Annotated in this window: 21 protein-coding genes and 1 pseudogene; 13 read left to right on the plus strand and 9 right to left on the minus strand. The window is 60.7% G+C overall.

The features are described 5' to 3' along the window. Window position 1: 1 nt before the first annotated feature. Window positions 2-538 carry a retropepsin-like aspartic peptidase RloA gene (gene rloA, locus AC54XV_RS10735; protein WP_011267424.1) on the minus strand — a complete coding sequence of 179 codons (537 nt, stop codon included), beginning with the start codon at window positions 536-538 and terminating at the stop codon, window positions 2-4. A 297-nt stretch (window positions 539-835) separates the two neighbouring features. Here rloA and AC54XV_RS10740 point away from each other — a divergent pair, with 297 nt between their 5' ends. The 5 genes from AC54XV_RS10740 to prpF all read left to right on the plus strand — a co-directional run bounded on the left by AC54XV_RS10740 (window position 836) and on the right by prpF (window position 7,718). Next, window positions 836-1,555 (plus strand): GntR family transcriptional regulator, encoded by a 720-nt coding sequence (locus AC54XV_RS10740; RefSeq protein WP_011267425.1) that lies wholly within the window; start codon window positions 836-838, stop codon window positions 1,553-1,555. Beyond that, complete coding sequence (gene prpB, locus AC54XV_RS10745; protein WP_011267426.1) at window positions 1,552-2,445, plus strand: methylisocitrate lyase; 894 nt, start codon at window positions 1,552-1,554, stop codon at window positions 2,443-2,445. Before AC54XV_RS10740 ends, prpB begins: the two co-directional genes overlap by 4 nt. Window positions 2,446-2,606: 161 nt before the next feature. Continuing rightward, window positions 2,607-3,734 (plus strand): bifunctional 2-methylcitrate synthase/citrate synthase, encoded by a 1,128-nt coding sequence (gene prpC / locus AC54XV_RS10750; protein WP_058398716.1) that lies wholly within the window; start codon window positions 2,607-2,609, stop codon window positions 3,732-3,734. 68 nt (window positions 3,735-3,802) lie between these two features. After that, on the plus strand, window positions 3,803-6,391 hold the full coding sequence (gene acnD / locus AC54XV_RS10755) for a Fe/S-dependent 2-methylisocitrate dehydratase AcnD (protein WP_058398717.1): 2,589 nt from the start codon (window positions 3,803-3,805) through the stop codon (window positions 6,389-6,391). A 136-nt stretch (window positions 6,392-6,527) separates the two neighbouring features. After that, complete coding sequence (gene prpF / locus AC54XV_RS10760) at window positions 6,528-7,718, plus strand: 2-methylaconitate cis-trans isomerase PrpF (protein ID WP_058398718.1); 1,191 nt, start codon at window positions 6,528-6,530, stop codon at window positions 7,716-7,718. Between the two features lie 30 nt (window positions 7,719-7,748). Here the strand turns inward: prpF and ppsR are convergent, their stop codons facing one another. Together ppsR and AC54XV_RS10770 are read right to left on the minus strand one after the other, a co-directional pair. After that, window positions 7,749-8,567: a posphoenolpyruvate synthetase regulatory kinase/phosphorylase PpsR gene (gene ppsR, locus AC54XV_RS10765; protein ID WP_003347114.1), complete on the minus strand. Its 819-nt coding sequence runs from the start codon at window positions 8,565-8,567 to the stop codon at window positions 7,749-7,751. 75 nt (window positions 8,568-8,642) lie between these two features. Beyond that, window positions 8,643-8,843 carry a hypothetical protein gene (locus AC54XV_RS10770; RefSeq protein ID WP_374954528.1) on the minus strand — a complete coding sequence of 67 codons (201 nt, stop codon included), beginning with the start codon at window positions 8,841-8,843 and terminating at the stop codon, window positions 8,643-8,645. Here AC54XV_RS10770 and ppsA point away from each other — a divergent pair. The 8 genes from ppsA (at window position 8,790) to AC54XV_RS10810 (ending at window position 16,911) form a co-directional block, all read left to right on the plus strand. Beyond that, window positions 8,790-11,165, plus strand: a complete 2,376-nt coding sequence (gene ppsA / locus AC54XV_RS10775; protein ID WP_003406749.1) for a phosphoenolpyruvate synthase — start codon at window positions 8,790-8,792, stop codon at window positions 11,163-11,165. The two genes, AC54XV_RS10770 and ppsA, sit on opposite strands and share 54 nt — an antisense overlap. Window positions 11,166-11,357: 192 nt before the next feature. Further along, window positions 11,358-12,347, plus strand: coding sequence for an alpha/beta fold hydrolase (locus AC54XV_RS10780; protein WP_058398719.1), 990 nt, complete (start codon window positions 11,358-11,360; stop codon window positions 12,345-12,347). A 94-nt stretch (window positions 12,348-12,441) separates the two neighbouring features. Next, window positions 12,442-12,930 (plus strand): ribonuclease E activity regulator RraA, encoded by a 489-nt coding sequence (rraA, locus tag AC54XV_RS10785; RefSeq protein WP_003406747.1) that lies wholly within the window; start codon window positions 12,442-12,444, stop codon window positions 12,928-12,930. Between the two features lie 11 nt (window positions 12,931-12,941). Then, window positions 12,942-13,937, plus strand: a complete 996-nt coding sequence (gene cmaX / locus AC54XV_RS10790; RefSeq protein WP_011267432.1) for a divalent cation transporter CmaX — start codon at window positions 12,942-12,944, stop codon at window positions 13,935-13,937. An 85-nt stretch (window positions 13,938-14,022) separates the two neighbouring features. Further along, a complete protein-coding gene (locus AC54XV_RS10795) occupies window positions 14,023-14,271 on the plus strand; it encodes a crfX protein (protein WP_003406745.1) in 249 nt (82 codons plus the stop codon). Between the two features lie 2 nt (window positions 14,272-14,273). Next, on the plus strand, window positions 14,274-15,098 hold the full coding sequence (locus tag AC54XV_RS10800; protein ID WP_003315687.1) for a mechanosensitive ion channel family protein: 825 nt from the start codon (window positions 14,274-14,276) through the stop codon (window positions 15,096-15,098). An 82-nt stretch (window positions 15,099-15,180) separates the two neighbouring features. Next, window positions 15,181-15,771 (plus strand): RNA polymerase sigma factor SigX, encoded by a 591-nt coding sequence (gene sigX, locus AC54XV_RS10805; RefSeq protein ID WP_003406744.1) that lies wholly within the window; start codon window positions 15,181-15,183, stop codon window positions 15,769-15,771. Between the two features lie 105 nt (window positions 15,772-15,876). Continuing rightward, entirely contained in the window at window positions 15,877-16,911 is a 1,035-nt protein-coding gene (locus AC54XV_RS10810; protein ID WP_003406743.1) for an OmpA family protein, read from the plus strand. 87 nt (window positions 16,912-16,998) lie between these two features. Here the strand turns inward: AC54XV_RS10810 and cobA are convergent, their stop codons facing one another. The 6 genes and pseudogenes from cobA to AC54XV_RS10840 all read right to left on the minus strand — a co-directional run bounded on the left by cobA (window position 16,999) and on the right by AC54XV_RS10840 (window position 25,265). After that, window positions 16,999-17,760 (minus strand): uroporphyrinogen-III C-methyltransferase, encoded by a 762-nt coding sequence (gene cobA, locus AC54XV_RS10815; protein ID WP_024650848.1) that lies wholly within the window; start codon window positions 17,758-17,760, stop codon window positions 16,999-17,001. A gap of 10 nt (window positions 17,761-17,770) precedes the next feature. Beyond that, window positions 17,771-20,491, minus strand: coding sequence for a nitrate reductase (locus AC54XV_RS10820; protein ID WP_058398720.1), 2,721 nt, complete (start codon window positions 20,489-20,491; stop codon window positions 17,771-17,773). A 19-nt stretch (window positions 20,492-20,510) separates the two neighbouring features. Beyond that, window positions 20,511-21,717 (minus strand): annotated as a pseudogene (locus AC54XV_RS10825) (NAD(P)/FAD-dependent oxidoreductase); the annotation flags it as partial. A gap of 276 nt (window positions 21,718-21,993) precedes the next feature. Further along, window positions 21,994-23,655: a bifunctional protein-serine/threonine kinase/phosphatase gene (locus AC54XV_RS10830; RefSeq protein ID WP_058398721.1), complete on the minus strand. Its 1,662-nt coding sequence runs from the start codon at window positions 23,653-23,655 to the stop codon at window positions 21,994-21,996. 7 nt (window positions 23,656-23,662) lie between these two features. Continuing rightward, window positions 23,663-24,874 (minus strand): nitrate/nitrite transporter, encoded by a 1,212-nt coding sequence (locus AC54XV_RS10835; RefSeq protein ID WP_011267436.1) that lies wholly within the window; start codon window positions 24,872-24,874, stop codon window positions 23,663-23,665. 223 nt (window positions 24,875-25,097) lie between these two features. Continuing rightward, window positions 25,098-25,265: a hypothetical protein gene (locus tag AC54XV_RS10840; RefSeq protein WP_003406736.1), complete on the minus strand. Its 168-nt coding sequence runs from the start codon at window positions 25,263-25,265 to the stop codon at window positions 25,098-25,100. Between the last annotated feature and the right edge of the window lie 150 nt (window positions 25,266-25,415).

The raw sequence follows: 25,415 nt of genomic DNA on the forward strand, positions 1-25,415 counted from the left end.
TTTACTCTGCGTTTTGAGCGACGGAAGCGCAGCCGGGCTTCCCTGCCGCATATTTAAGACTTGGATCGACCAGCGCATCAAAGCGTTTCAAGGCTTCGGAGCCGATCAAAAGCGGGTATTGGAAAGCACTTCGGTCAGTCAAGTTCACTTCTATGGTGCGCAAAGATTCGCCCATGCAGATATCGAGGCTGATCACCGGGCGTGACGAATACCGATTGTCGTCATCCGGGTCGAGATCGTCGGCACGCCGCTTGATCTTGCTGACCCGCGCCAGAGGGCGCTCGATGGGGTGTACATGCTTGCTGTCGCTGGCCAGATAGAAGCGCACCCAGCTTTCGCCATCGCGCTTGAAATGTTTGATGTCGCGCGCGCTCAGCGAGGCGGTCTTGGCGCCGGTGTCGAGCTTGGCGGCAATCTCGATATCGATTTCGATCAGCCTGGCGTATTCGTTGAGGCCATAGACCGTCTTGTTGGCGGCCAGGGTCAGGCCGGGCAAAAGCAGAAGGCCGAGCAGTGTGGGGAGGGTAGTCAGTCTCATAAATCCTGGCGCGATGAGCGAACAACTTCAGGGTCAGGGCGCAAATGGAATTGACCTGATGATGGTAGGGCAGGCGGTTCGCAGGCGCTGGCTCCGCTGCGGAGCGCGCTGTACGGACGCGACGCATTCTAGCATGAAGCCCTGCGGCTGCCAGTGATCAACCTGCCTGGCTGTTCAGGTTGGTCTGTCGTGCAAGGGGTGCGCGTTTTGGCTGATTGTCGACAATGCAGGGTTTTGTTTTGACTGAGTGGCGAAATATGACTAGATTTAAGCGCATATGGTCATGAGGTGTCGACAATGCTGAAGATGGTCGAAAAAACCATGACGGTTGCGGACGACTCGGAAACGCTCTCCGAGAACGTTTTTCGACGTATTCAATCGGCCATCGTGAAAGGCGAGATTGCTCCCGGCAGCAAGATTTCCGAGCCGGAACTGGCTCGCACCTATGGCATCAGTCGCGGGCCGCTGCGCGAAGCGATTCACCGGCTCGAAGGGCAGCGACTGGTGGTTCGCGTGCCGCATGTGGGCGCCCGGGTGGTCTCGCTCAGTCATGCCGAACTGATCGAACTCTATGAAATTCGCGAGTCACTGGAGGGGATGGCCTGTCGTCTGGCCGCCGAACGCATGACGCAGGCCGAAATCGATGAGCTGCGCGGCGTTCTGGATACCCACGAGCGCGATGCCGCCTTTCAGGCAGGTATCGGCTATTACCAGCAGGAGGGTGATTTCGACTTTCACTACCGCATCATTCAGGGCAGCGGCAATCGCACCCTCAGCCAGATGCTCTGCGGCGAGCTCTACCAGTTGGTGCGCATGTACCGCATTCAGTATTCCACCACGCCCAACCGGCCTCGTCAGGCCTTTGCCGAACATCACCGCATTCTCGACGCCATCGCCGACCGCGACGGTGAGCTGGCTGAATTGTTGATGCGCCGCCATATCGGCGCGTCCAGACGCAACATCGAACGCCACTATCAGGCGGCTTCCCAGACGACTTCCGACCGAGGTAAACAATGAGTCATGACAACAGCACTCCCGGCCAGCGTTTCCGCGATGCAGTTACCAGCGAGCAGCCGCTGCAAGTGGTCGGCGCGATCAATGCCAACCACGCACTGCTCGCCAGGCGTGCCGGGTTCAAGGCTATTTATCTGTCGGGTGGCGGAGTCGCTGCAGGATCTCTGGGCATTCCGGACCTGGGAATCACTGGGCTTGAAGACGTACTGATCGATGTGCGGCGCATCACCGACGTCTGCGATCTGCCGTTGCTGGTGGACGTCGACACCGGTTTCGGCTCTTCGGCTTTCAATGTGGCGCGTACCGTGCGCTCGATGATCAAGGCCGGGGCGGCGGCGATTCACATCGAGGATCAGGTGGGCGCCAAGCGTTGCGGGCACCGTCCCAACAAGGAAATCGTTTCTCAGCAGGAAATGGTCGACCGGATCAAGGCTGCCGTGGATGCCCGGACTGACGACAGCTTCGTGATCATGGCGCGTACCGATGCGCTGGCGGTTGAAGGGCTGGAGTCGGCCCTGGAGCGTGCCGCTGCCTGTATTGAAGCCGGTGCGGACATGGTGTTTCCAGAGGCCATCACCGAACTGGCGATGTACAAGCAATTCGCCAACCGCGCAGGCGTGCCGATCCTCGCCAACATTACCGAGTTTGGCGCCACGCCGTTGTTTACGGTCGATGAGCTGCGCGAGGCGGACGTCTCGCTGGTGCTGTATCCGCTTTCCGCATTCCGCGCGATGAACAAGGCTGCAGAAAATGTCTACGGCGCAATCCGCCGTGACGGCAGCCAGAAAAACGTGATCGACAGCATGCAGACGCGCATGGAGCTGTATGACGCGATCGATTACCACACATTCGAACAGAAGCTGGATGCGCTGTTTGCGCAGAAGAAGGGTTGATGCCTGTGAAATACCGGGCTTCTGGCCGCAGGCCGTAGGAGCGAACTTGTTCGCGAAAGGGTTGTTATATTCTCTGATAATGCAACGTTGGAATCACTATCTTCGCTAACAAGAGAAGCCTCGCTCCGTCCCATCACACAAGAACAAAATTGGAGAACACCATGGCTGAAGCAAAAGTATTGAGTGGTGCCGGGCTGCGCGGGCAGGTTGCCGGGCAGACGGCGTTGTCGACGGTGGGCATGGCCGGTGCCGGGCTGACCTATCGCGGCTATGACGTGCGCGATTTGGCTGCCGAGGCGCGTTTTGAAGAAGTGGCCTACCTGCTGCTGTGCGGCGAACTGCCCAATCAGGCCGAATTGTCTGCCTATATGGACAAGCTCAAGCGCCTGCGCGATCTGCCGCAGGCCCTGAAAGAAGTGCTGGAGCGCATACCCGCCGACACTCATCCGATGGATGTCATGCGCACCGGTGCTTCCATGCTCGGCACCCTGGAGCCGGAGCGCAGTTTCGATCAGCAGCGCGACTCGACCGACCGTTTGCTCGCAGCGTTCCCGGCGATCATGTGCTACTGGTATCGCTTCAGTCACGACGGCAAGCGTATCGACTGCACCTCGGCCGAAGACTCCATCGGCGGGCATTTTCTGCACCTGCTGCTCGACAAGGCGCCCAGCGAACTGCACCGCAAGGTCATGGACGTATCGCTGATTCTCTACGCCGAACACGAATTCAATGCCTCGACCTTCACTGCCCGCGTCTGCGCGTCGACCCTGTCGGACCTGTATTCCTGCGTCACGGCAGCCATCGGCACCTTGCGCGGCCCGCTGCACGGCGGTGCCAACGAGGCTGCAATGGAAATGATTCAGCGTTTCGCCTCGGCTGAAGAGGCAACCAAAGGCACGCTGGGCATGCTGGAGCGCAAGGAAAAGATCATGGGCTTTGGCCATGCGATCTACAAGGAGTCCGACCCGCGCAACGAGGTGATCAAGGGCTGGTCGAAGAAACTCGCCGACGAAGTGGGCGATACGGTGCTGTTCCCGGTCTCCGAGGCCATCGACAAGGTCATGTGGGAGCAGAAGAAACTGTTCCCCAACGCCGACTTCTACCATGCGTCGGCGTATCACTTCATGGGCATCCCGACCAAGCTGTTTACGCCGATCTTCGTCTGCTCACGCCTGACCGGCTGGGCCGCGCACGTTTTCGAGCAGCGCGCCAACAACCGCATCATTCGCCCGAGCGCCGAATACATCGGCGTCGAACAGCGCGCGTTCGTACCCCTGGAACAGCGCTAAAAGGGGGCAGGGGAGCCGCCGACGAGCTCCCCACCCGTATTCCGAACACTCCGTGATCGAGTCCTGCAATGAACAGTGAATTTCGCAAACCGCTCCCTGGCACCCGACTGGATTACTTCGACGCTCGGGCAGCCGTCGAGGCGCTCAAGCCCGGTGCCTATGCCACGCTGCCCTACACCTCGCGGGTGCTGGCCGAGAACCTGGTGCGTCGTTGTGATCCGGCGACCTTGAATGCCTCGTTGATGCAGCTCATCGAGCGCAAGCGTGATCTGGATTTTCCCTGGTTCCCGGCACGCGTGGTCTGCCACGACATTCTGGGTCAGACCGCGCTGGTCGACCTTGCCGGGCTGCGTGACGCGATCGCTGCGCAGGGCGGCGATCCTGCGCTGGTCAACCCGGTGGTTCCGGTGCAACTGATCGTCGACCACTCGCTGGCAGTGGAGTCCGACGGTAACGACCCGCAGGCGTTCGCAAAGAACCGCGCCATTGAAGACCGTCGCAACGAAGACCGTTTTCACTTCATTGACTGGACCAAGCAGGCGTTCAAGAACGTCGAAGTCATCCCGCCGGGCAACGGCATCATGCACCAGATCAATCTGGAGAAAATGTCACCGGTGGTGCAGGTGCTCGATGGCGTGGCCTTTCCCGACACACTGGTGGGCACGGACAGCCACACGCCGCATGTCGACGCCCTGGGCGTGATTGCCATTGGCGTCGGTGGGCTCGAGGCCGAGAACGTCATGCTCGGGCGCGCCTCGTGGATGCGCCTGCCGGACATCATCGGCGTCGAACTGACCGGGCGCCATCAGCCAGGCATCACTGCCACCGACCTGGTGCTCGCGCTTACCGAGTACCTGCGTCAACAGAAGGTGGTCGGCGCCTACCTGGAGTTTTACGGCGCAGGTGCGTCGAGTCTGACCCTGGGCGACCGGGCGACGATCTCCAACATGGCGCCTGAATACGGCGCGACGGCGGCGATGTTCTCCATTGACTCGCAAACCATCGACTACCTGCGTTTGACGGGACGTGAGGACGAGCAGGTCAAGCTGGTCGAGCTGTACGCCCGGCACACCGGTCTCTGGTCGGACAGCCTGAGCGAGGTGCGCTACGAGCGGGTGCTGAGTTTCGATCTGTCCAGTGTAGTGCGCAACATGGCCGGGCCCTCCAACCCCCATGCGCGGGTCGCCACCGCTGATCTGGCGGCCAGAGGGATTGCCGGGCAATGGGATGAGGTGCCGGGGCAGATGCCCGACGGCGCGGTGATCATCGCCGCGATCACCAGTTGCACCAACACCAGCAACCCGCGCAACGTCATTGCCGCCGGTCTGCTGGCCCGCAACGCCAACCGTCTGGGGCTGCTGCGCAAACCCTGGGTCAAGTCATCGCTGGCACCCGGATCGAAAACCGTGGCGCTGTACCTGGATGCAGCAGGGCTGACCTCGGAGCTGGAGCAACTGGGTTTTGGCGTCGTGGCTTTTGCCTGCACCACCTGCAACGGCATGTCCGGCGCGCTCGATCCGCTGATCCAGCAGGAAATCATCGACCGCGACCTGTACGCCACGGCGGTCTTGTCCGGTAACCGCAACTTCGACGGGCGTATTCATCCCTATGCCAAGCAGGCCTTTCTGGCCTCGCCGCCCCTGGTGGTGGCGTATGCCATTGCCGGGACCATCCGCTTCGATATTGAAAACGATGTGCTGGGCATCGCCGAGGGCCGGGAAATCCGTCTCAAGGATATCTGGTCGAGTGATGAAGAGATTGATGCCGTTGTGCAGGCATCGGTCAAGCCGGAGCAGTTCCGCCAGGTCTATATCCCGATGTTTGCCATCGAAGAACACACCGGGCCGAAGGTCGAACCGCTCTACGACTGGCGTCCGATGAGCACCTACATCCGTCGCCCGCCCTACTGGGAAGGCGCGCTGGCCGGAGAACGCACGCTCAAGGGCATGCGGGCGCTGGCCGTACTGCCGGACAACATCACCACTGATCACCTGTCGCCGTCCAACGCGATCATGCTCGACAGTGCGGCGGGCGAGTACCTGGCGAAAATGGGCCTGCCGGAGGAAGACTTCAACTCCTACGCGACCCATCGCGGCGACCACCTGACTGCCCAGCGCGCGACCTTTGCCAACCCGCAACTGGTCAACGAGATGGCAGTGGTCGATGGCAAGGTCATAAAGGGCTCGCTGACCCGCATCGAACCCGAAGGCGTGGTCACGCGCATGTGGGAAGCCATCGAAACCTACATGGCGCGCAAGCAGCCGTTGATCATCATTGCCGGTGCCGACTATGGGCAGGGCTCGTCCCGTGACTGGGCGGCCAAAGGCGTCAGGCTGGCGGGCGTCGAAGCGATTGCTGCAGAAGGGTTCGAGCGTATTCACCGCACCAACCTGGTCGGCATGGGTGTGCTGCCGCTGGAGTTCAAGCCCGGCACCAGCCGTCTGACCCTGAGCATCGACGGCAGCGAAACCTTCGATGTGATCGGCCAGCGCACGCCGCGCGCGACATTGACGCTGGTGATTCAGCGCCGTAACGGCGAGCGCGTCGAGGTGCCGGTGACCTGTCGTCTGGACACCGCCGAAGAGCTCTCTATTTATGAGGCGGGTGGCGTGTTGCAGCGTTTTGCTCAGGATTTTCTGGAGGCCGCTGCATCGTAGTTACGCTGGAGCGTGAGGAACGCCAAGCGTGCGCAAGAGCACTATCGTGCCCATGCTCCGCGTGGGCATGCAGTTCTGGACGCTCTGCGTCCGATTTTGAGCGCGCAGCGCGCTCTTTGAACAGGACAACGAATTCATGGCTCACCCACCACAGATCCGCATCCCCGCCACTTACATGCGTGGCGGCACCAGCAAGGGGGTGTTTTTCAGGCTGACTGATCTGCCCGAAGCTGCACAGGTTCCGGGCGCGGCGCGGGATGCGCTGCTGTTGCGGGTCATCGGCAGCCCTGACCCCTATGAAAAGCAGATCGACGGCATGGGCGGGGCGACGTCGAGTACCAGCAAGAGCGTGATTGTGTCGCGCAGCAGCAGGCCCGACCACGATGTCGATTACCTGTTCGGCCAGGTGTCCATCGACAAGCCGTTTGTCGACTGGAGCGGCAATTGCGGCAACCTGTCAGCGGCCGTGGGGCCATTCGCGATCGCGAATGGTCTGGTCGACCCTGACCGCGTTCCGCAGGATGGCGTGGCGGTGGTGCGCATCTGGCAGGCCAACATCGGCAAGACCATCATCGCTCACGTGCCGGTCAGCAACGGCGCGGTGCAGGAAACCGGCGACTTCGAGCTGGATGGCGTGACCTTCCCGGCAGCTGAAGTGCCACTGGAGTTTCTTGACCCGGCGGCGGACGAAGAGGGCGCGGGCGGCTCGATGTTTCCCACCGGCAATCTGGTGGATGATCTGCAGGTGCCCGGCATCGGCATTCTGAAAGCGACCATGATCAATGCCGGCATTCCGACGATTTTCGTCAACGCTGCCGACATCGGTTACTCCGGCACTGAGCTGCAGGGAGATATCAACAGTGATCCGCAGGCGCTGGCCCGTCTGGAAGCCATTCGCGCCTACGGTGCTGTACGCATGGGCCTGATCGGCAACATCGATGAAGCTGCCGCACGCCAGCACACGCCCAAAGTGGCCTTTGTCGCTGCGCCCGCCGATTACGTGGCGTCGAGTGGCAAGCCTGTCGCTGCGCAGGATATCGAGCTGCTGGTCCGCGCCGTGTCGATGGGCAAGCTGCACCACGCGATGATGGGCACGGCTGCGGTGGCCATCGGCACAGCGGCGGCCATCCCGGGCACGCTGGTCAATCTGGCCGCTGGTGGTCAGGCGCGCAGCGCAGTCAGCTTTGGCCACCCCTCCGGCACACTGCGGGTCGGCGCCCAGGCCGTTCAGGAGGGCGGTGACTGGAAAGTCACCAAGGCCCTGATGAGCCGCAGCGCCCGCGTGCTGATGGACGGCTGGGTGCGGGTGCCGCAGCCAGGCGTCTGAGTCGTCGGTTTGACGGAATGACAGCAGCGTCTACTTGAAACGTCGCTCCACGCCTTTTTCGACCAGCACCTTGGCGGAGATTTCTTCCACCGAAAAATGCGTGGAGTTGATGTGTGCAATGTTCTCGCGGCGGAACAGGCTTTCCACCTCGCGCACCTCGAATTCGCACTGCGCGTAGCTGGAGTAGCGGCTGTTGGGCTTGCGCTCGTGGCGGATCGCGGTGAGGCGGTCCGGGTCGATGGTCAGGCCGAACAGTTTTTCGCGATGCTGCTTGAGCGCTGCAGGCAGTTGCAGCCTTTCCATATCATCTTCGGTCAGCGGATAGTTGGCGGCGCGGATACCGAACTGCATGGCCATGTACAGACAGGTCGGGGTTTTGCCGCAGCGCGAGACGCCGACGAGGATGATGTCGGCCTTGTCGTAATAATGCGTCCGCGCGCCGTCATCGTTGTCCAGCGCGAAGTTGACCGCCTCGATGCGCTCCATGTAATTGGAGTTATGCCCGATCGAATGCGATTTACCCACGGAGTAGGACGAGTGTGAACTAAGCTCCTGCTCCAGCGGGGCCAGGAAGGTCGAAAAGATATCGATCATGAAGCCATTGGACGTTGCCAGAATCTCGCGAATGTCCTGATTGACGATGGTATCGAAGATGATCGGCCGCACATCGTCCTTGTCGGCGGCATTATTGATTTGTTGTACCATCGCCCGCGCCTTCTCGACGCTGTCGATATAGGGCCTGGTGAACTTGTTGAAGGTAATGTTTTCAAATTGTGCCAACAGGCTCTGGCCCAGGGTTTCGGCGGTGATACCCGTGCCGTCCGAGATGAAGAAAGCGGATCGTTTCATTTTTGCCCCAGGCCTTAAGCAGTTGACGAATTCTGGCTATCATAGGCGTGCTGGCCGGTCCTGAGAGCCCGCAGTTCAGCTTTTTTGCACGCATGCTTTTCGAACACTCGGTTTTGCACGCCCGATCTGTACGTCCGGGCAGACACGCCTGAAGCCACACCGCATTTGGCACAGGTGAATGAGCTTTTCCCAACAACAAACACAGTTAGTGGAGAGATCACCTTGGTAGAGTACGTAGTTTCCCTCGATAAGCTCGGCGTCCATGATGTAGAGCACGTGGGGGGCAAAAACTCGTCCCTCGGCGAGATGATCAGCAACCTCGCAGGTGCTGGTGTTTCGGTGCCCGGCGGCTTCGCGACTACCGCCCAGGCTTACCGTGACTTTCTCGAGCTCAGCGGCCTGAACGAGCAGATCCATGCGGCGCTGGACGCCCTTGACGTCGATGATGTCAACGCGTTGGCCCGCACCGGTGCGCAGATTCGTCAGTGGATCATGGAGGCCGAGTTCCCCGAGCAGCTCAACGCCCAGATCCGTACTGCGTTTGCCGAACTGTCTGCCGGTAATCCGAACCTGGCCGTGGCCGTGCGTTCCTCCGCAACGGCCGAAGACTTGCCGGATGCCTCGTTCGCCGGCCAGCAGGAGACCTTCCTGAACATCCGCGGCGTCGAGAACGTGATCCGTGCCGCCAAGGAAGTCTTCGCTTCACTGTTCAACGACCGTGCGATTTCCTACCGCGTACACCAGGGCTTCGACCACAAGCTGGTCGCGCTGTCTGCGGGCGTGCAGCGCATGGTGCGCTCCGAAACCGGTACGGCCGGTGTCATGTTCACCCTCGACACCGAGTCCGGTTTCCGCGATGTGGTGTTCATCACCGGTGCCTACGGTCTGGGCGAGACGGTCGTGCAGGGCGCCGTCAACCCCGACGAATTCTACGTGCACAAGGACACGCTGGCGGCTGGTCGCCCGGCGATCCTGCGTCGCAATCTGGGCAGCAAGGCGATCAAGATGATTTACGGCGAAGAAGCCAAGGCCGGTCGTTCGGTCAAGGTGATCGACGTCGAGCCTGCCGATCGTGCACGTTTCTGTCTGAGCGATGCCGAAGTGTCCGAACTGGCCAAACAGGCGATGATCATCGAGAAGCACTACAAGTGCCCGATGGACATCGAGTGGGCCAAGGACGGTGACGACGGCAAGCTGTACATCGTCCAGGCACGTCCGGAAACGGTGAAGAGCCGTGCGTCGGCCAACGTCATGGAACGTTATCTGCTCAAGGAGACCGGCAAGGTGCTGGTCGAAGGCCGTGCCATCGGTCAGCGCATCGGCGCGGGCAAGGTGCGCATCATCAAGGACGTGTCCGAGATGGACAAGGTCCAGCCCGGTGACGTGCTGGTGTCGGACATGACCGACCCGGACTGGGAACCGGTCATGAAGCGCGCCAGCGCAATCGTCACCAACCGTGGCGGTCGTACCTGCCACGCCGCGATCATCGCCCGTGAGCTGGGCATCCCGGCAGTGGTCGGCTGCGGCAACGCCACGCATACCCTTCAGGATGGCCAGGGTGTCACGGTTTCCTGCGCCGAGGGCGACACCGGTTATATCTTCGAAGGCGAGCTGGGCTTCGACATCAAGACCAACTCGGTCGATGCGATGCCTGATCTGCCGTTCAAGATCATGATGAACGTCGGCAACCCGGACCGTGCCTTTGATTTCGCCCAGTTGCCCAATGCCGGTGTCGGCCTGGCGCGTCTGGAGTTCATTATCAACCGCATGATCGGCGTGCACCCCAAGGCGCTGCTCAACTATTCGGTGCTGCCACCGGAAATCAAGGAAAGCGTCGACAAGCGCATCGCCGGTTACGACGATCCGGTCGGTTTCTATGTCGACAAGCTGGTCGAGGGTATCAGCACTCTGGCCGCCGCGTTCACGCCGAAAAAAGTCATCGTGCGCCTCTCGGACTTCAAGTCCAACGAGTACGCGAACCTGATCGGCGGCAAGCTCTACGAGCCCGAAGAAGAAAACCCGATGCTGGGCTTCCGCGGTGCGTCGCGCTATATCAGCGAGAACTTCCGTGACTGCTTCGAGCTGGAGTGCCGTGCGCTCAAGCGTGTGCGCGAGGAGATGGGCCTGACCAACGTCGAGATCATGGTGCCGTTCGTCCGCACCCTGGGCGAGGCGAGCCAGGTGATCGATCTGCTGGCCGCCAACGGCCTGAAGCGTGGCGAAAACGGCCTGCGCATCATCATGATGTGCGAGCTGCCGTCCAACGCGATTCTGGCGGAAGAGTTCCTTGAGTATTTCGACGGCTTCTCCATCGGCTCCAACGACCTGACTCAGCTGACGCTCGGTCTCGACCGTGACTCCGGTGTGATCGCTCACCTGTTCGACGAGCGTAACCCGGCCGTCAAGAAGCTGCTGTCCAACGCCATTCAGGCGTGCAACAAGGCCGGCAAGTACATCGGCATCTGCGGGCAGGGGCCTTCCGATCATCCGGATCTGGCGCGCTGGCTGATGGATCAGGGCATCGAGAGTGTCTCGCTCAACCCCGATTCGGTACTGGAGACCTGGTTCTTCCTCGCCGAGGCACAGGCGCCTGTCTGACAGGCGGCGGCTCGCCTGAGGCGCATTCCTCGCAACACCGGGCTGCCGTGTGACGCGAACGCGGCCTGAGCCGTCATGTGGTTCAGGTGTTTGAATGAGGCGGTTTCTTCGGAAGCCGCCTTTTTTATGGCGCACCGCGAGACCCCGGAGCGCGTGGTTTCATCCCGTCTGTCAAACCAGATAAAGAGTGATATGCAGAGCAGCAGCCAGCTTTTTCCCGTGGCCCTGATCAGCGCCGAGCGTCGTGGCGATCTGGTCGAGGACGTCTACCGTCTCAAACCGGCCAATAGCCCCGACGCCAGTGTCGAACTGGCGGTGACCCGGCTGGGGTGCGTCGATCAGCCCGACGTGCGTGGTACTCCGGTGATACTGCTGCATGGCAGTTTTTCCAACCGGCGTTTCTGGTATTCGCCCAAGGGCATCGGTCTGGGCGCGTATCTGGCGCGTGCCGGTTATGACGTGTGGATTCCTGAAATGCGCGGCCATGGCCTGTCGGCTCGCAACCTGAGTTACCGCAGCAATTGCGTGGCGGACTACGCGCGTTTCGATTTGCCAGCCATTGCCGCGTTCGTCATCGAACAAAGTGGTCAGATACCGCACTGGATCGGCCATTCGCTGGGCGGCACGAGCCTGGCGGCAGCCTTGGGCGGTCAGTACCTGGGGGCTGATACTGCGGCGTCCGTGGCGCTGTTCGGCAGCCAGGTCAGCCGCACTTACTGGCCGCTGAAAGTCCCGCCCCTGCAATGGTCTGCGAAGTGGCTGCTGAGGTCCTTCGAGCATATCTCCGGACCGCGCTTCAAGCGTGGTCCGGAAGACGAGCCGATCGGTCTGGTTCTGGAAAGCATGCGCTGGCACGGGCTGTTCGGACGTTTCGGTGAGCGTGACAACAACTGGTGGGCAGGGTTGAGCGCGGTTCAGGTGCCGGTTCTGGCTGTCGCTGCGGCCGGCGACCATCAGGATCCGGTGTGGGCTTGCCGTGAACTGTTCGAGCAGATCGGCAGCGCACACAGGCAATTCCTCTGCCTGGGCCGCGAACACGGCTTCAGCGAGGATTTCGGCCATGTGCAGATGCTGGTCAGCAAGGCTGCGCAGCAGCAGGTCTGGCCGCGGGTGATCGAGTGGCTGGGCGAGCGGTCCGTTCCTGAACAGGTTGCAGAGTTTCAGGTCGCGGTGGGCAGTTAGCCGTTAAAGTCGCTATGGTTACCGTCAGCCGGTCGTGTCTATTTCAATGTCTGTATCAAGCGCGACCTCATAGCCGATGACAGGAGTTGCCCCCATGCATTACCTCACCCCCGATCTGTGTGACGCCTATCCGGACCTGATTCAGGTCGTGGAGCCGATGTTCAGCAATTTTGGCGGCCGCGATTCGTTTGGTGGCCAGATCGTCACGCTGAAATGTTTCGAGGACAACTCCAAGGTCAGGGAGCAAGTCGAGCTCGACGGCAAGGGCAAGGTGCTGGTCGTCGACGGCGGCGGTTCGCTGCGTTGCGCGCTGCTGGGTGACATGCTGGCAGACAAGGCTGCAAAGAACGGCTGGGAAGGCATGTTGATCTACGGCTGCATCCGCGACGTGGATGTCATCGCCCAGACCGACCTGGGTGTCCAGGCGCTCGCCAGTCATCCGAAGAAAACCGAGAAGCGCGGCATAGGCGAGCTGAATGTGCCGGTGACCTTTGGCGGCGTGACGTTCCGCCCGGGTGAGTACCTGTACGCCGACAACAATGGCGTCATCATTTCCCCATCAACCCTGACCATGCCGGAATAAGCGAAGTATCCATGTTCGATGAAGCAAACGCGCAGTGGGGGCTGGTTCATGCCCTCGTTTTGGACGGTAAGGGTGGGGCGCGTTTCATCGCTCGAACCGAATTGCAGGACCTTGCGTTGCAGCCAGAGGAAAGCCTCTGGCTGCATTGGGACCGCAGCCACCCGCAGACACATGCCTGGCTGCGCACCGGCAGCGGTCTGAGCGAGTTTGCCTGCGACCTGTTGCTGGAAGAGAACACCCGGCCGCGCTTGCTGCCGTTGCCGGAGCAGGAGCTGCTGCTGTTTCTGCGCGGTGTGAATCTGAATCCCGGTGCCGAGCCGGAAGACATGGTCTCGGTGCGTATCTTCGCCGCCGCGCAGCGGGTGATCTCGCTGCGCCTGCGTCCGCTGCGTGCCACCGAGGAACTGATTGAGCTACTGGGGCAGGGCAAAGGCCCGAAGGGCGCCTCGGAGCTGATCCTGCACCTGGCGCAGCACCTCACTGACAAGGTTCAGGATCTGGTGGGTGAACTGACCGAAATGGTCGATGAAGAGGAAGAAAAGAACGACGCCGACGAACGGTACAATCCCGAGCATGGCAAGCTGCTGCACATCCGTCGACGCGCTGCCGGCCTGCGTCGGTTCCTTGGGCCGCAGCGAGATATTTATGGTCAGCTTTCACGCATCAAGCTGTCCTGGTTTGCCCATGACGACGCTGATTACTGGAATGAGCTGAACAACAGCCTGACCCGTTATCTGGAAGAGCTCGAGCTGACCCGCGAGCGGGTGGGGCTGCTGCTGGAGTCCGAGGACCGGCGCCTGCGCGAGCACATGAACCGCACCATGTACCGCTTCGGGATCATTACCTGTATCTTTCTGCCGATGAGTTTTCTCACCGGTCTGCTGGGTATCAACGTTGGCGGCATTCCGGGTTCGGCCAGTTCGTACGGCTTTCTGGTGGCCTGTCTGCTGATCGTCGCACTGGGCGCAGGGCAGTGGTGGCTGTTCCGCCGTTTGCGTTGGGTATAGGGCGAGCCTGGATGGTTATTTGGCGAGCCTGTGTGACTTGTTGTTTTCGCGTCTCGTCTTTGAATGACATTACGTGAGGTGCCTGATGCACGATCCGTTTGAAGAATCTTTACGCGACATGCTCAATTCTTCATCCTCCAGCCGGGATGATGATGCATGTCTGGGACGCGTCCTGAAGACCGCCAATCGCCAGGTCGGCGCTGGTGTGTTGTTCGGGCTGCTGGGCCGCTGGTCAGAGGCGCTTATGATTGCCGTGAACAACGGCTCGGCCCACGTCTCTCCCGTTTCTCGTCGCACCACGAGTGGTGCGCGTTCTATCGATAAGGCTGATTGAGCATGGAATTGAATCTCTGGACCCAGAGCCTTCTTGCTGCAATGACTGCATTGTGGACCAAAGTCGCAAACTTCATTCCCAACCTGTTCGGCGCCCTGGTTGTGGTGCTGCTCGGTTTTGTCGTCGCCAAGCTGCTCGACGCACTGCTCTCCAAATTGCTGGCCAAGCTGGGCCTTGATCGTCTCGTCGGCGGTACCGGCCTGACCAAGATTATCGGCCGCGCTGGCGTCAAGGTGCCGGTCTCCACGCTGATCGGCAAGGTCGTCTACTGGTTCGTTCTGCTTATATTTCTCGTATCGGCCGCTGAATCATTGGGCCTGCAGAGGGTCTCAGCCACGCTGGACATGCTGGCGCTGTATTTGCCCAAGGTATTTGGTGCCGCGCTGGTGCTGCTGGTCGGAGTGCTGCTGGCGCAACTGGTCAATGGCCTGGTGCGCGGCGCTGCTGAAGGCGTAGGGATCGATTACTCTGCCGGCCTGGGGCGAATTGCCCAGGGGCTGGTCATCATCATCAGTATTTCGGTTGCCATCAGCCAGCTCGAGGTCAAAACCGACCTGCTGAACCACGTTATCGTGATTGCGCTGATTACCGTTGGTCTGACAGTGGCGCTTGCCCTGGGCCTCGGCAGTCGCGAAATTGCCGGGCAGATCATTGCCGGAATCTACGTCCGTGAACTGTTTCAGGTCGGGCAGCAGGTCCAGATAGGGGATACAGAAGGGCAGATCGAGGAAATCGGTACGGTCAAGACAACGCTACTGACAGACGAGGGGGAGCTGGTGTCGTTTTCCAATCGCATCCTGCTCGAGCAGAGAGTAAGCAGCCGTTAAGCGGTTAACCTGCTAATGTATGCCGCCAGGTTGCCGATACAGGCCATGGCGGACATTGACCTGACTGTCGGCAAGATTTGTTTTGAATAAACCTCAACCGTTTTCGACGCGCTATGATCCACACGAGCTCTCAGACGAGGAGCTGGTTGCGCGCGCCCACGTTGAGCTGTTCAATGTGACGCGGGCCTACGAAGAATTGATGCGCCGTTACCAGAGAACACTTTTTAACGTCTGTGCACGTTATCTGGGGAACGATCGCGACGCTGACGATGTCTGTCAGGAGGTGATGCTTAAAGTGTTGTATGGGTTGAAAAATTTTGAAGGTAAATCTAAATTTAAAACCTGGCTGTACAGCATCACCTACAATGAATGCATCACGCAGTACAGGAAGGAACGGCGTAAGCGTCGCTTGATGGACGCGCTGAGTCTGGATCCACTTGAGGAAGCGTCGGAAGAAAAGGCGCCCAAACCTGAAGAACGGGGCGGACTTGATCGCTGGCTTGTGTATGTGAACCCGATCGATCGGGAGATTCTGGTCCTGCGGTTTGTTGCAGAACTTGAATTCCAGGAAATCGCTGACATCATGCACATGGGCTTGAGCGCAACGAAAATGCGTTACAAGCGGGCTTTAGATAAATTACGAGAGAAATTTGCGGGAATCGCCGAAACTTAATACGGTGCAAATATCTCTAACAAACTGGCAAGGTCTGGTAGACTTGCCGCTGAGTTGTCCCCCTGTGTGGGACTGCTTAATAATCATCAGATGGGGATTTAACGGATGAAACTGAAAAACACCTTGGGCTTGGCCATTGGTACTATTGTTGCCGCAACTTCGTTCGGCGCGCTGGCTCAAGGCCAAGGCGCGGTCGAAATCGAAGGCTTCGCCAAGAAAGAGTACTACGACAGCGATCGTAACTTCAAAAACGACGGCAACCTGTTCGGCGGCTCCGTTGGCTACTTCCTGACTGACGATGTTGAGCTGCGTCTGGGCTACGACGAAGTCCACAACGTTCGTAGCGACAGCGGCAAGAACATCAAGGGCGCAGACACTGCTCTGGACGCTCTGTACCACTTCAACAACCCAGGCGACATGCTGCGTCCATACGTATCTGCCGGCTTCTCTGACCAGAGCATCGGTCAAGACGCTCGCCGTGGCCGTGACGGCTCCACCTTCGCCAACATCGGCGGCGGCGCCAAGCTGTACTTCACTGACAACTTCTATGCCCGTGCAGGCGTTGAAGCTCAGTACAACATCGACCAAGGCAACACCGAGTGGGCGCCTAGCGTCGGTATCGGTGTAAACTTCGGCGGCGGCAGCAAGAAAGTTGAAGCGGCTCCAGCTCCAGTAGCTGAAGTGTGCTCCGACAGCGACAACGACGGCGTGTGCGACAACGTCGACAAGTGCCCGGACACCCCAGCCAACGTTACCGTTGACGCTGATGGCTGCCCAGCAGTTGCCGAAGTGGTTCGTGTTGAGCTGGACGTGAAGTTCGATTTCGACAAATCCGTAGTCAAGCCTAGCAGCTACGGCGACATCAAGAACCTCGCTGACTTCATGCAGCAGTACCCACAGACCACCACCACTGTTGAAGGTCACACTGACTCCGTCGGTCCTGACGCTTACAACCAGAAACTGTCCGAGCGTCGTGCAAACGCCGTTAAACAGGTTCTGGTTAACCAGTACGGTGTTGGCGCCAGCCGCGTAAACTCGGTTGGTTACGGCGAAACCAAGCCAGTTGCTGACAACGCAACTGAAGCAGGTCGCGCAGTTAACCGTCGCGTAGAAGCAGAAGTAGAAGCTCAAGCTAAGTAATTAGCCGCTTGTACTGAAAAGCCCGGCTCAGGCCGGGCTTTTCTTTGCCTGCGATTTGGCAGGGTGCTTGCTCAGACGGGCCTGGTGTCAGCCGGCATTCAGCTGCGCGTGGTCCATCAGGGTTTGATTCAGCAGCTCATTGCTGTAAGCCGCAACCGCGCCGATCACCAGAATGGCGGGGCTCTTCAGCTGGAAAGCGGCTGCGTCCTGTTGCATGGCATTCAGGGTGCTACGGCATTCGCGCTGCCATGGCAGCGAAGCGTTCTCGATCATCGCCACCGGCATCTCGCCACTCATTCCGCCTGCCAGCAGGCTCTCGCGAATTTCCGCCAGTTTCGCCACGCCCATGTAAACCACCAGGGTGGTTCCGCCTTGCGCGAGCGCTTGCCAGTTGAGCGTGCTGTCATCCTGAGTGTGGGCGGTGACCAGTGTCACGCCACGGCTTATACCGCGCAGGGTCAGCGAAATGCCGCACTGTGTTGCACCAGCAAGACCCGCTGTAATGCCGTTGACCAGCTCCACGGCCACACCGTGTTCCTGCAGCCATTGAGCCTCTTCACCACCACGTCCGAAGATGCACGGATCGCCGCCTTTGAGGCGGACCACACATTTGCCCTGACGGACGTAGCGCAGCATCAGGCGATGGATAAACGCTTGCGGCGTCGAGCGGCAACCGCCGCGCTTGCCGACCGCGATCACCCGCGCCCCCGGACAATGCTCCAGCACTGCGGGGTTGACCAGATCGTCGATCAGCACCACGTCGGCTTCATGCAAGGCGCGTACTGCCTTGAGGGTCAGCAATTCCGGGTCGCCGGGGCCCGCGCCTACCAGCCATACTTTTGCGCTCATGCCGCATTCCTCATTCTGTAACCGCCACGGTATGGATCAGTCTTCTTATTTCCGGCACGCAGGAGCCGCACTGGGTGCCGCAGCCCAACTGTGTCTTGAGTTGATTCAGGTTCAGCCCACGCTCGATAGCGCTCATGACTGCGTTCTGGCTGACATTCATGCAGTTGCACAAGGTCTTGTCGCGAGTCTGTGTCGAGTCTTTGCCCGGTTCGCTGCTCAACGGTGCCAACAGCCAGCGTCGCAACGAAGCCTCAACGCGCTCTTCCAGCCACAACGTCTGCAACCAATGCCGGGCAAGTGTTTCGCCGGCCAGGCGAATAGCGGTAATACGATCATCGTCAATCCGTACCCGCTTGCCGATCGAGCGTTTGGGGTCGTCATACGCCATGACCGGTCCCTCATCCAGGCCCAGTACACGATCAATCTGCTGCAGCAGCGCTGAATCGGGTGCTTCTGCGCTGGCGGCGCGTATTACCAGAGCCGGTCGCCCGCGTCCGGCAAGGCCCATGCTCAGGTAAGTGAAGGTGTCACACAAGGCGCGCAGCGTTTCCATCCGTTGCTGCACGTTGCCCTCGACCAGCGCAAAGAACTGCCAGGGCAGGTGGGCTTTTTCGATCCTGACGCCGGCGTGCTTGAGTTCCGGTTGTTTCGAGATCGGATCGAAGGCCGGCTGGGTGAGAACGTTGACACCCCCCTTGAGGAACCTGTCGCCCCAATGCATCGGCACAAAGGCCTGGCCGACTGCAACGCTGTCCTCACTGCTGACCGGCAACAGCAGCTCGCCGCGCCGGCTGATCAGTTTGACCAGATCGCCGGGCTGCAGGTCATGGCTGAGCATGTCCTGCGGATTGATGCTCAACACAGCTTCGCTGACATGCCCGAACAAGCGCGCAGCGGTGCCGGTGCGGCTCATGCCGTGCCATTGATCACGCAGCCTGCCGGTATTGAGCGTCAGTGGGTAGTCGGCATCGCGCAATTCCCTGGCGGCGATGTAAGGCTCGGACAGAAACTGCGCGCGGCCTGAATCGGTGGGAAAGATACCCTCGCTGTACAGGCGCTGTGTGCCGCTGCTGGCGCCACGCGGGAAGGGCCATTGCTGCGGGCCCTGCTGGTCGATGAGCTCGCGGTCGATCCCGGACATGTCCAGATCGCGCCCGACTGTCAGGCCCTTGAACTCATCGAACAAGGCTTTGGGTGTCGCGAAATCGAACAGCGCGGGGGCGTCGGGTTGCAGGCGTTGTTGCAGGCGCTGGGCGAAATCCACCGTGATTGCCCAGTCGGAGCGCGCTTCGCCGGGCGCCTGGATGGCCTTGCGCACGTTGGAGATGCGCCGTTCGGAGTTGGTCACCGTGCCTTCTTTCTCGCCCCAGCTGGCAGCAGGCAGCAACAGATCGGCGTAACGCGCAGTTTCGGTGGTTTTGAACGCTTCCTGGAGTACCACGAACGGGCAGGTTTCCAGCGCTTGCCTGATGCGGTTCTGGTCGGGCAGTGACTGTGCCGGGTTGGTGCAGGCAATCCACAGGGCTTTGATTGTCCCGTTTTGCAATTGCTCGAACAGTTCGATGGCGGAAAGGCCGGGGCTGGCGGGCAGACTGTCGACGCCCCAGTAATCTGCAACCTCCTGACGATGCTGAGGATTTGCCGCGTCGCGATGGCCAGGCAACAGGTTGGACAGGCTGCCGGTTTCGCGTCCGCCCATGGCGTTGGGCTGGCCGGTGAGCGAGAAGGGACCTGCGCCAGGTTTGCCAATCTGGCCGGTCGCCAGGTGCAGGTTGATCAGCGCGCTGTTTTTCGCACTGCCGGCCGTAGACTGATTCAGCCCCATGCACCACAGCGACAGAAAAGCCGGCGCTTCGCCCACCCAACGGGCGCAGGTGTGCAGCTGTTCCAGAGTAATGCCGCAGAGGGCGGCCACGTGCTCAGGCGGGTAATCATGGACCAGCGTGGCCAGTTCCTCATAGCCCTGCGTGTGCGCGGCAATGAACGCCGGGTCGATCAGCCGTTCGCTCATCAATATATGCAGGATGCCGTGAAACAGCGCGACGTCTGTGCCGGGCTGAATCGCCAGGTGCAGGTCGGCCAGTTCGCAGGTGTCGGTGCGCCGTGGGTCGATGACGATGAGTTTCATCTGCGGACGATGGTTTTTTGCTTCTTCCAGACGACGAAACAGAATCGGGTGCGCGTACGCCATGTTACTGCCGACGATCATCACGCAGTCGCTCAGTTCGATATCTTCGTAGCTGCAGGGCGGTGCATCGGCACCCAGGCTGCGCTTATAGCCAGCCACGGCGGAGGACATGCACAGCCGTGAGTTGCTGTCGATATTGTTGGTGCCGATCAGGGCGCGCGCCAGCTTGTTGAACGCGTAGTAGTCTTCGGTCAGCAACTGGCCGGAAATGTAGAAGGCAACGCTGTCCGGGCCGTGTTCGCGAATGGTCTCGGCAAACACATTGGCCGCGTGTTCCAGTGCGGTATCCCAATGGGTGACGCTGCGCGCCAGGCCTTTGCTCAGGCGCAGTTCCGGGTACAGCGCGCGGGCTTCGATGTCGCCGGTCAGGTGCAGGCTCGAGCCTTTGCTGCACAGCTTGCCGAAGTTGGCCGGGTGCTTCGGATCGCCGCTGACGCCGAGAACATGCTCGCCGTCATGTTCGATCAGTACGCCGCAGCCCACGCCGCAATAGCAGCAGGTCGATGCCGTGATCCGAGGGGTGTGAAGGGCAAGGCTGTTCATGCGCAGGCCGCCTGCGCAGCAGCGGGTTTGCCGAACATCAGATGATCGCGTATGGCGTCGATTCCCTGGCCATCACGGATCTGCTGCAAGTACCAGTTGCCGTCGGCGGTGTCGCCGTACAGGCAGGCGCCGACCAGTACGTCGTTCTTGATCACCAGCTTCTTGTAGACGCCGCCAATGGGATCGGAAAGGGTGATGCTTTCAGTGCCTTCACCGCCGAGGAAATCCCCGGCGGAAAACAGGTCGATGCCGGTGACTTTAAGCTTGGTCGAGGTGACCGAACCCGGATAACGCGCGAAGCCCAGTTGCGCAAGGTGATTGGCGCAGACCCGCGCCTGCTCGAACAGCGGCGCCACCAGCCCATAGGCAATGCCGCGGTGGCTGACGCATTCGCCAATCGCGTAGATGCGCGGGTCGTAGGTCTGCAAGGTGTCATTGACCAGAATGCCGCGGTTACAGGGCAGGCCGGCTTGCTCGGCCAATTCGGTATTGGGCCGTATGCCTGCGGCCATGACCACCAGATCGGCATCGATCCTGTCGCCGTTGTTGAATTGCACCGCGGTTACGCGGCCCTGATCATCGCCGAGCAGGGCGTTGGTCTGTTCGTCGAGGCGAAAGCTCAGGCCGCGCTTTTCCAGTGCCGCTTGCAGCATCCGTCCGCTGGTCTTGTCCAGTTGGCGCTCCAGCAGCGTCTGGCCATTATGAATAACCGTGACTTGCATGCCGCGCAGGCTCAAGCCGTTGGCCGCTTCCAGGCCGAGCAGGCCGCCGCCGATGACGACTGCGCGTTTGTGCGTGACGGCGGTGTCGATCATCTGCCGCGTGTGGCTGATGTCGCGATAGCCGATGACGCCGTTCAGCGTGTTGCCGGGGATCGGCAGTATGAACGGCCGCGAACCGGTGGCAATCAGCAGCCGATCATAATGGGCCTGGGTGCCGTCATCGGCGATCACCAGGCGTTTGATGCGATCGATCTTCACCACGCGGCGGTTGAGCAACAACTCGATTCCGTTGCGTTGGTACCAGTCGAGATCGTTGAGCACGATGTCTTCGAAATTCTGTTCACCAGCCAGCACCGGCGACAGCAGGATGCGATTGTAATTGGGGTGTGGCTCGGCGCCGAAGACCGTGATGTGGTAAAGGTCTTCGCTCAGTTTCAGCAACTCTTCGAGTGTGCGCACGCCGGCCATGCCGTTGCCGATCATCACCAGTTTGAGTTTGGTCATCTTGCCTCCGAGTCACTGCAGCGCGTGCTCGACACGTTTCGCGCAAACAAAAAAAGGCGTCCCGTCAGTGGCCTGACGAGGACGCCTTTGTCCGGTCCCGTTCTCTCGGGAGACGCAGCCTTCATCGTTGAGGGCTGCGTGTTATGAATTATCTGCAAGAGACCATGCAGTGCTTGTGCCAACTCGCATCTGCCGGCCTGTGCGGCCTGCAGTCGATAACCCAGGCCTTTTCTGCACTGCGTTGAGGCGCGTTGCACAGAAGCGGGGCGCAAGGGCTCAGTGGCGGCCCAGCAGCACGATCACCAGCACCAGATTGAACAGCAGGGAGAGTAGCGCCAGTGTTCGCCAGACTTTCAGTGGTTCACGTTCCAGCAGCGGACGCGGTTTTGTCACCAACGGACGATGCTCGGCTTGCTCCAGTTCCAGCAACCACTGTTCAGCGGTTTCGTAACGCTGGTTCGGGTCGGCGTGCAGTGCTTTGTCAAGGCTGTGGCTGAGCCACTGCGGCAGATCCGGCCGATAACGGCTGGCAGGTATCGGTGCGCCGAAGCGACGGTGCTGAAAGGCTTCGATCTCGCCGTAAGGGTATTGCCCTGTCAGCAGGTAATACAAGGTGACGCCCGCCGCGTAGAGGTCCTGCTGTGGATGCGGTTCGGCACCGTTGAAGGCCTCCGGTGCTATATAGCTCGGTGTGCCGGGCAGGTCTTCGGTGTTGACCGCCGAAAGGCCCGGGCAGAACGCCAGGCCAAAATCCAGCAGGCGCAACTCGCCGTCGTCGGCCAGCAGCAGGTTTTCCGGTTTGATATCGCGATGGATGATGTTGCGTCGATGCAGCAGGCCCGTGGCCCGTAGCAGTCGGGTGGCGAGGTCCTGCCACTGGGCCAGCGGCAACGGCCCGTTGCCAGTGAATAGCTCGGCCAGCGTGTGCCCGCGATACTCGCGCATCACGTAATACAGATGCTGGCGGTCTGGCAGCGGGTGTATCTCGGGAAAGAAGCGCCCGGCGACCCGGCGCAGAAACCACTCCTCCAGCAGCAAACCCTGACCGGCGCCGGTTTCGTCATGGCGACTGGCCGGCAGGGTTTTCAACAGCCAGGGTTGCTCATGGATATCGGTGACCCGATATACGATGGACTGGCGCGATTGCGCCACGACGTTGCCGACTTTCCAGCCCTCGAATGCCTGATCGGCCTTGAGCGCGGGTGGCAGCGGCCATTGTTGCAACTGCAGCAACGCGTCCCCCAGATCATCCTCGCCGAGCGTGTCGACCTGAATCAGCAGGGCGCTGGCATTGTCCTGACTGCCGGCCAGGTGTGCCGCGCTGACCAGGGTTTTCACCGCCGCGTCGAGGTCGTGCTGTTCGCTCAGAATCGAGCGGATACTCGCATCGCCCAGCGTCGCCCAGACCCCGTCGCTGACCAGCAGCAGGCGCTCGCCTTCACACAGTTCGCCGTCCAGGTAATCCATGACCACGTACTGATCCAGGCCCAGGGCACGCTTGAGCACATGCTGCATGTCGGCCTGTTCCCAGACGTGATCTTCACTGATGCGTTTGAGCGTCCCGGTTTGCCAGCGATAAGCCCGGCAGTCGCCGACATGGGCGAGGGTGAAGCGCCGACCGCGCAGTACCAGAGCGCTGAGGGTGGTCAACAGGCCGTTGGCCAGCAGCCAGCGATTCTGCGCCAGCAGCAGGCGATCAAGGGACTGCGCCACGCCCCAGGTTTCCGGCGTGGCGTAATAGTCGAGGGCCAGCGCCTGGAGGGTGGACTGCGCGGCCAGTGCGCCGTCGGCACACTGGCTGACGCCGTCGGCAAGGGCGAACAGATAGCCTTTGCTGGCCGCCAGCGCCGGGACTGGCGTGACCAGGCGCACGGCGTCCTGATTCTCCGCTCGCGGTCCGCTGGCGCTGAATTGCGCGAACTGCAGTTGCAGGGTCATCGGCGCTTCAGACCCGAGCCGCCGTGACTGCGGCCGAACCCCAGGTGGTTCTCCAGCGACGCTTGACGTTCAGCAGGCCGAACCAGGCCAGTACCGCCAGGCCGGCGAACAGCCACAGGCCCAGCTGGTAGTCGCCGGTGTTCTGTTTGATGGTGCCCAGGCCGGCTGCCAGCAGGAAACCACCGATGCCACCCGCCATGCCGATCAGGCCGGTCATGACCCCGATTTCCTTGCGGAAGCGCTGCGGTACCAGCTGGAATACCGCGCCGTTGCCGGCTCCCAGGCCCAGCATGGCGGCCACGAACAGCGCCAGTGCTGCCCACGAACTTGGCAGGTTGAAGCCCACGGCGGCGATGCCGATGGCGGCAACCGCATACATCACGGTCAGCGTGCGAATCCCGCCGAAACGGTCGGCCAGCGCGCCACCCAGCGGACGCATCAGGCTGCCGCCGAAGACGCAGGCAGCGGTGTAGTAACCGGCAGTGATCGGGCTCAAACCGTATTGGTCGTTGAAATAGCCGGGCAGGGCGCTGGCCAGGCCAATGAAACCACCGAACGTCACGCTGTAGAAAAACATGAACCACCAGCTGTCACGATCACCCAGCGCCTTGAGGTAGTCCGCCATGGATTTGGGTTTGCTGCGTTGCGGGGCGTTGCGTGCCATCAGGGTGAAGGCGATCAGGGTCAGGACCAGCGGGATCAGCGCCAGGCCGAAGACGTTGCTCCAACCGAAACTGGCGGCCAGCACCGGCGCGATCAGCGCGGCCAGTACAGTGCCGGAATTGCCCGCACCGGCGATGCCCATGGCCTTGCCCTGATGCTGCGCTGGATACCATTGCGACGCCAGGGGCAGCGCGACGGCGAACGAAGCACCGGCCATACCGAGGAACACACCCAGCACCAGCACCTGGCCGTAGGTGTGAATGCCCAGTTGCCAGGCAGCCAGCAGCGCGCCGATGACTATCACTTGGCCGATGATTCCGGCGGTCTTGGGCGACAGCTGGTCGGCCAGCAGGCCCATGAAGAAGCGCAGCACCGCACCCGCCAGAATCGGTGTGGCGACCATCAGGCCACGTTGCTGAGTGGTCAGCTGCAGGTCAGTGGCAATCTGCACCGCCAGCGGACCAAGCAGGTACCAGACCATGAAACTCAGGTCGAAATAGAGAAAGGCCGCGAACAGGGTCGGTTTGTGGCCTGCCTTCCAGAAGCTTGTATCCATGTGCACACCTCATCATCTGCTAGTTAGTCAGTCGGGCCATGACCACGACACGGGTTATTCAGACGCTGTGGTGGAGTGTTCCGAATGACGGCGACTCCACCGGCCCCTGCGCCGGGGCCAAAACGCAAAAAACGTCGCCTCTCTGTCCACTGGCGTGGAAAGGGATGAGCGACGTCTTTGTCGTAAAAGGTGATAGCCGCCGTTGGCTACCGGTGCGATTGCTTTAGCAATAGACGGGCCAAGGGCCGTGCAAGCGCGCCGGCCGCACGTTGCAGGCAGGTTGTAGGGTCTTCAGCGGTTGGGTGGTGAGTTGATGTATGACCTTGAACCGGGCGTCGGCCAGCAGACGCGCTGCAAAAAAGGGCATGGCGGCGAAAAGCCAGATAAACATTTGCGCAGTCCGTATCAAGCAACAGGCACGGGCATGTTAATAAAATCAGGATTGGTTCATTAACATTGGAGTTATTTAATATTATTTAATGTGCCATCGGTTTTAGGCGTAAGTACTGTCATTGTGATGCTGTTTCAATGCGTCTCTATG

The organism is Pseudomonas fragariae (ex Marin et al. 2024), from assembly GCF_059621105.1.

Excerpts from the sequence above, each read along its gene's own strand:
- prpC (WP_058398716.1), top strand. The coding sequence starts at position 2,607 with ATGGCTGAAGCAAAAGTATTGAGTGGTGCCGGGCTGCGCGGGCAGGTT.
- cobA (WP_024650848.1), bottom strand. The coding sequence starts at position 17,760 with ATGAGCGCAAAAGTATGGCTGGTAGGCGCGGGCCCCGGCGACCCGGAA.
- cmaX (WP_011267432.1), top strand. The coding sequence starts at position 12,942 with ATGTTCGATGAAGCAAACGCGCAGTGGGGGCTGGTTCATGCCCTCGTT.
- AC54XV_RS10830 (WP_058398721.1), bottom strand. The coding sequence starts at position 23,655 with ATGACCCTGCAACTGCAGTTCGCGCAATTCAGCGCCAGCGGACCGCGA.
- AC54XV_RS10740 (WP_011267425.1), top strand. The coding sequence starts at position 836 with ATGCTGAAGATGGTCGAAAAAACCATGACGGTTGCGGACGACTCGGAA.
- rraA (WP_003406747.1), top strand. The coding sequence starts at position 12,442 with ATGCATTACCTCACCCCCGATCTGTGTGACGCCTATCCGGACCTGATT.
- AC54XV_RS10810 (WP_003406743.1), top strand. The coding sequence starts at position 15,877 with ATGAAACTGAAAAACACCTTGGGCTTGGCCATTGGTACTATTGTTGCC.
- AC54XV_RS10820 (WP_058398720.1), bottom strand. The coding sequence starts at position 20,491 with ATGAACAGCCTTGCCCTTCACACCCCTCGGATCACGGCATCGACCTGC.
- AC54XV_RS10795 (WP_003406745.1), top strand. The coding sequence starts at position 14,023 with ATGCACGATCCGTTTGAAGAATCTTTACGCGACATGCTCAATTCTTCA.
- ppsR (WP_003347114.1), bottom strand. The coding sequence starts at position 8,567 with ATGAAACGATCCGCTTTCTTCATCTCGGACGGCACGGGTATCACCGCC.
- AC54XV_RS10780 (WP_058398719.1), top strand. The coding sequence starts at position 11,358 with ATGCAGAGCAGCAGCCAGCTTTTTCCCGTGGCCCTGATCAGCGCCGAG.
- prpF (WP_058398718.1), top strand. The coding sequence starts at position 6,528 with ATGGCTCACCCACCACAGATCCGCATCCCCGCCACTTACATGCGTGGC.
- AC54XV_RS10835 (WP_011267436.1), bottom strand. The coding sequence starts at position 24,874 with ATGGATACAAGCTTCTGGAAGGCAGGCCACAAACCGACCCTGTTCGCG.
- AC54XV_RS10800 (WP_003315687.1), top strand. The coding sequence starts at position 14,274 with ATGGAATTGAATCTCTGGACCCAGAGCCTTCTTGCTGCAATGACTGCA.
- prpB (WP_011267426.1), top strand. The coding sequence starts at position 1,552 with ATGAGTCATGACAACAGCACTCCCGGCCAGCGTTTCCGCGATGCAGTT.
- rloA (WP_011267424.1), bottom strand. The coding sequence starts at position 538 with ATGAGACTGACTACCCTCCCCACACTGCTCGGCCTTCTGCTTTTGCCC.
- AC54XV_RS10840 (WP_003406736.1), bottom strand. The coding sequence starts at position 25,265 with ATGTTTATCTGGCTTTTCGCCGCCATGCCCTTTTTTGCAGCGCGTCTG.
- acnD (WP_058398717.1), top strand. The coding sequence starts at position 3,803 with ATGAACAGTGAATTTCGCAAACCGCTCCCTGGCACCCGACTGGATTAC.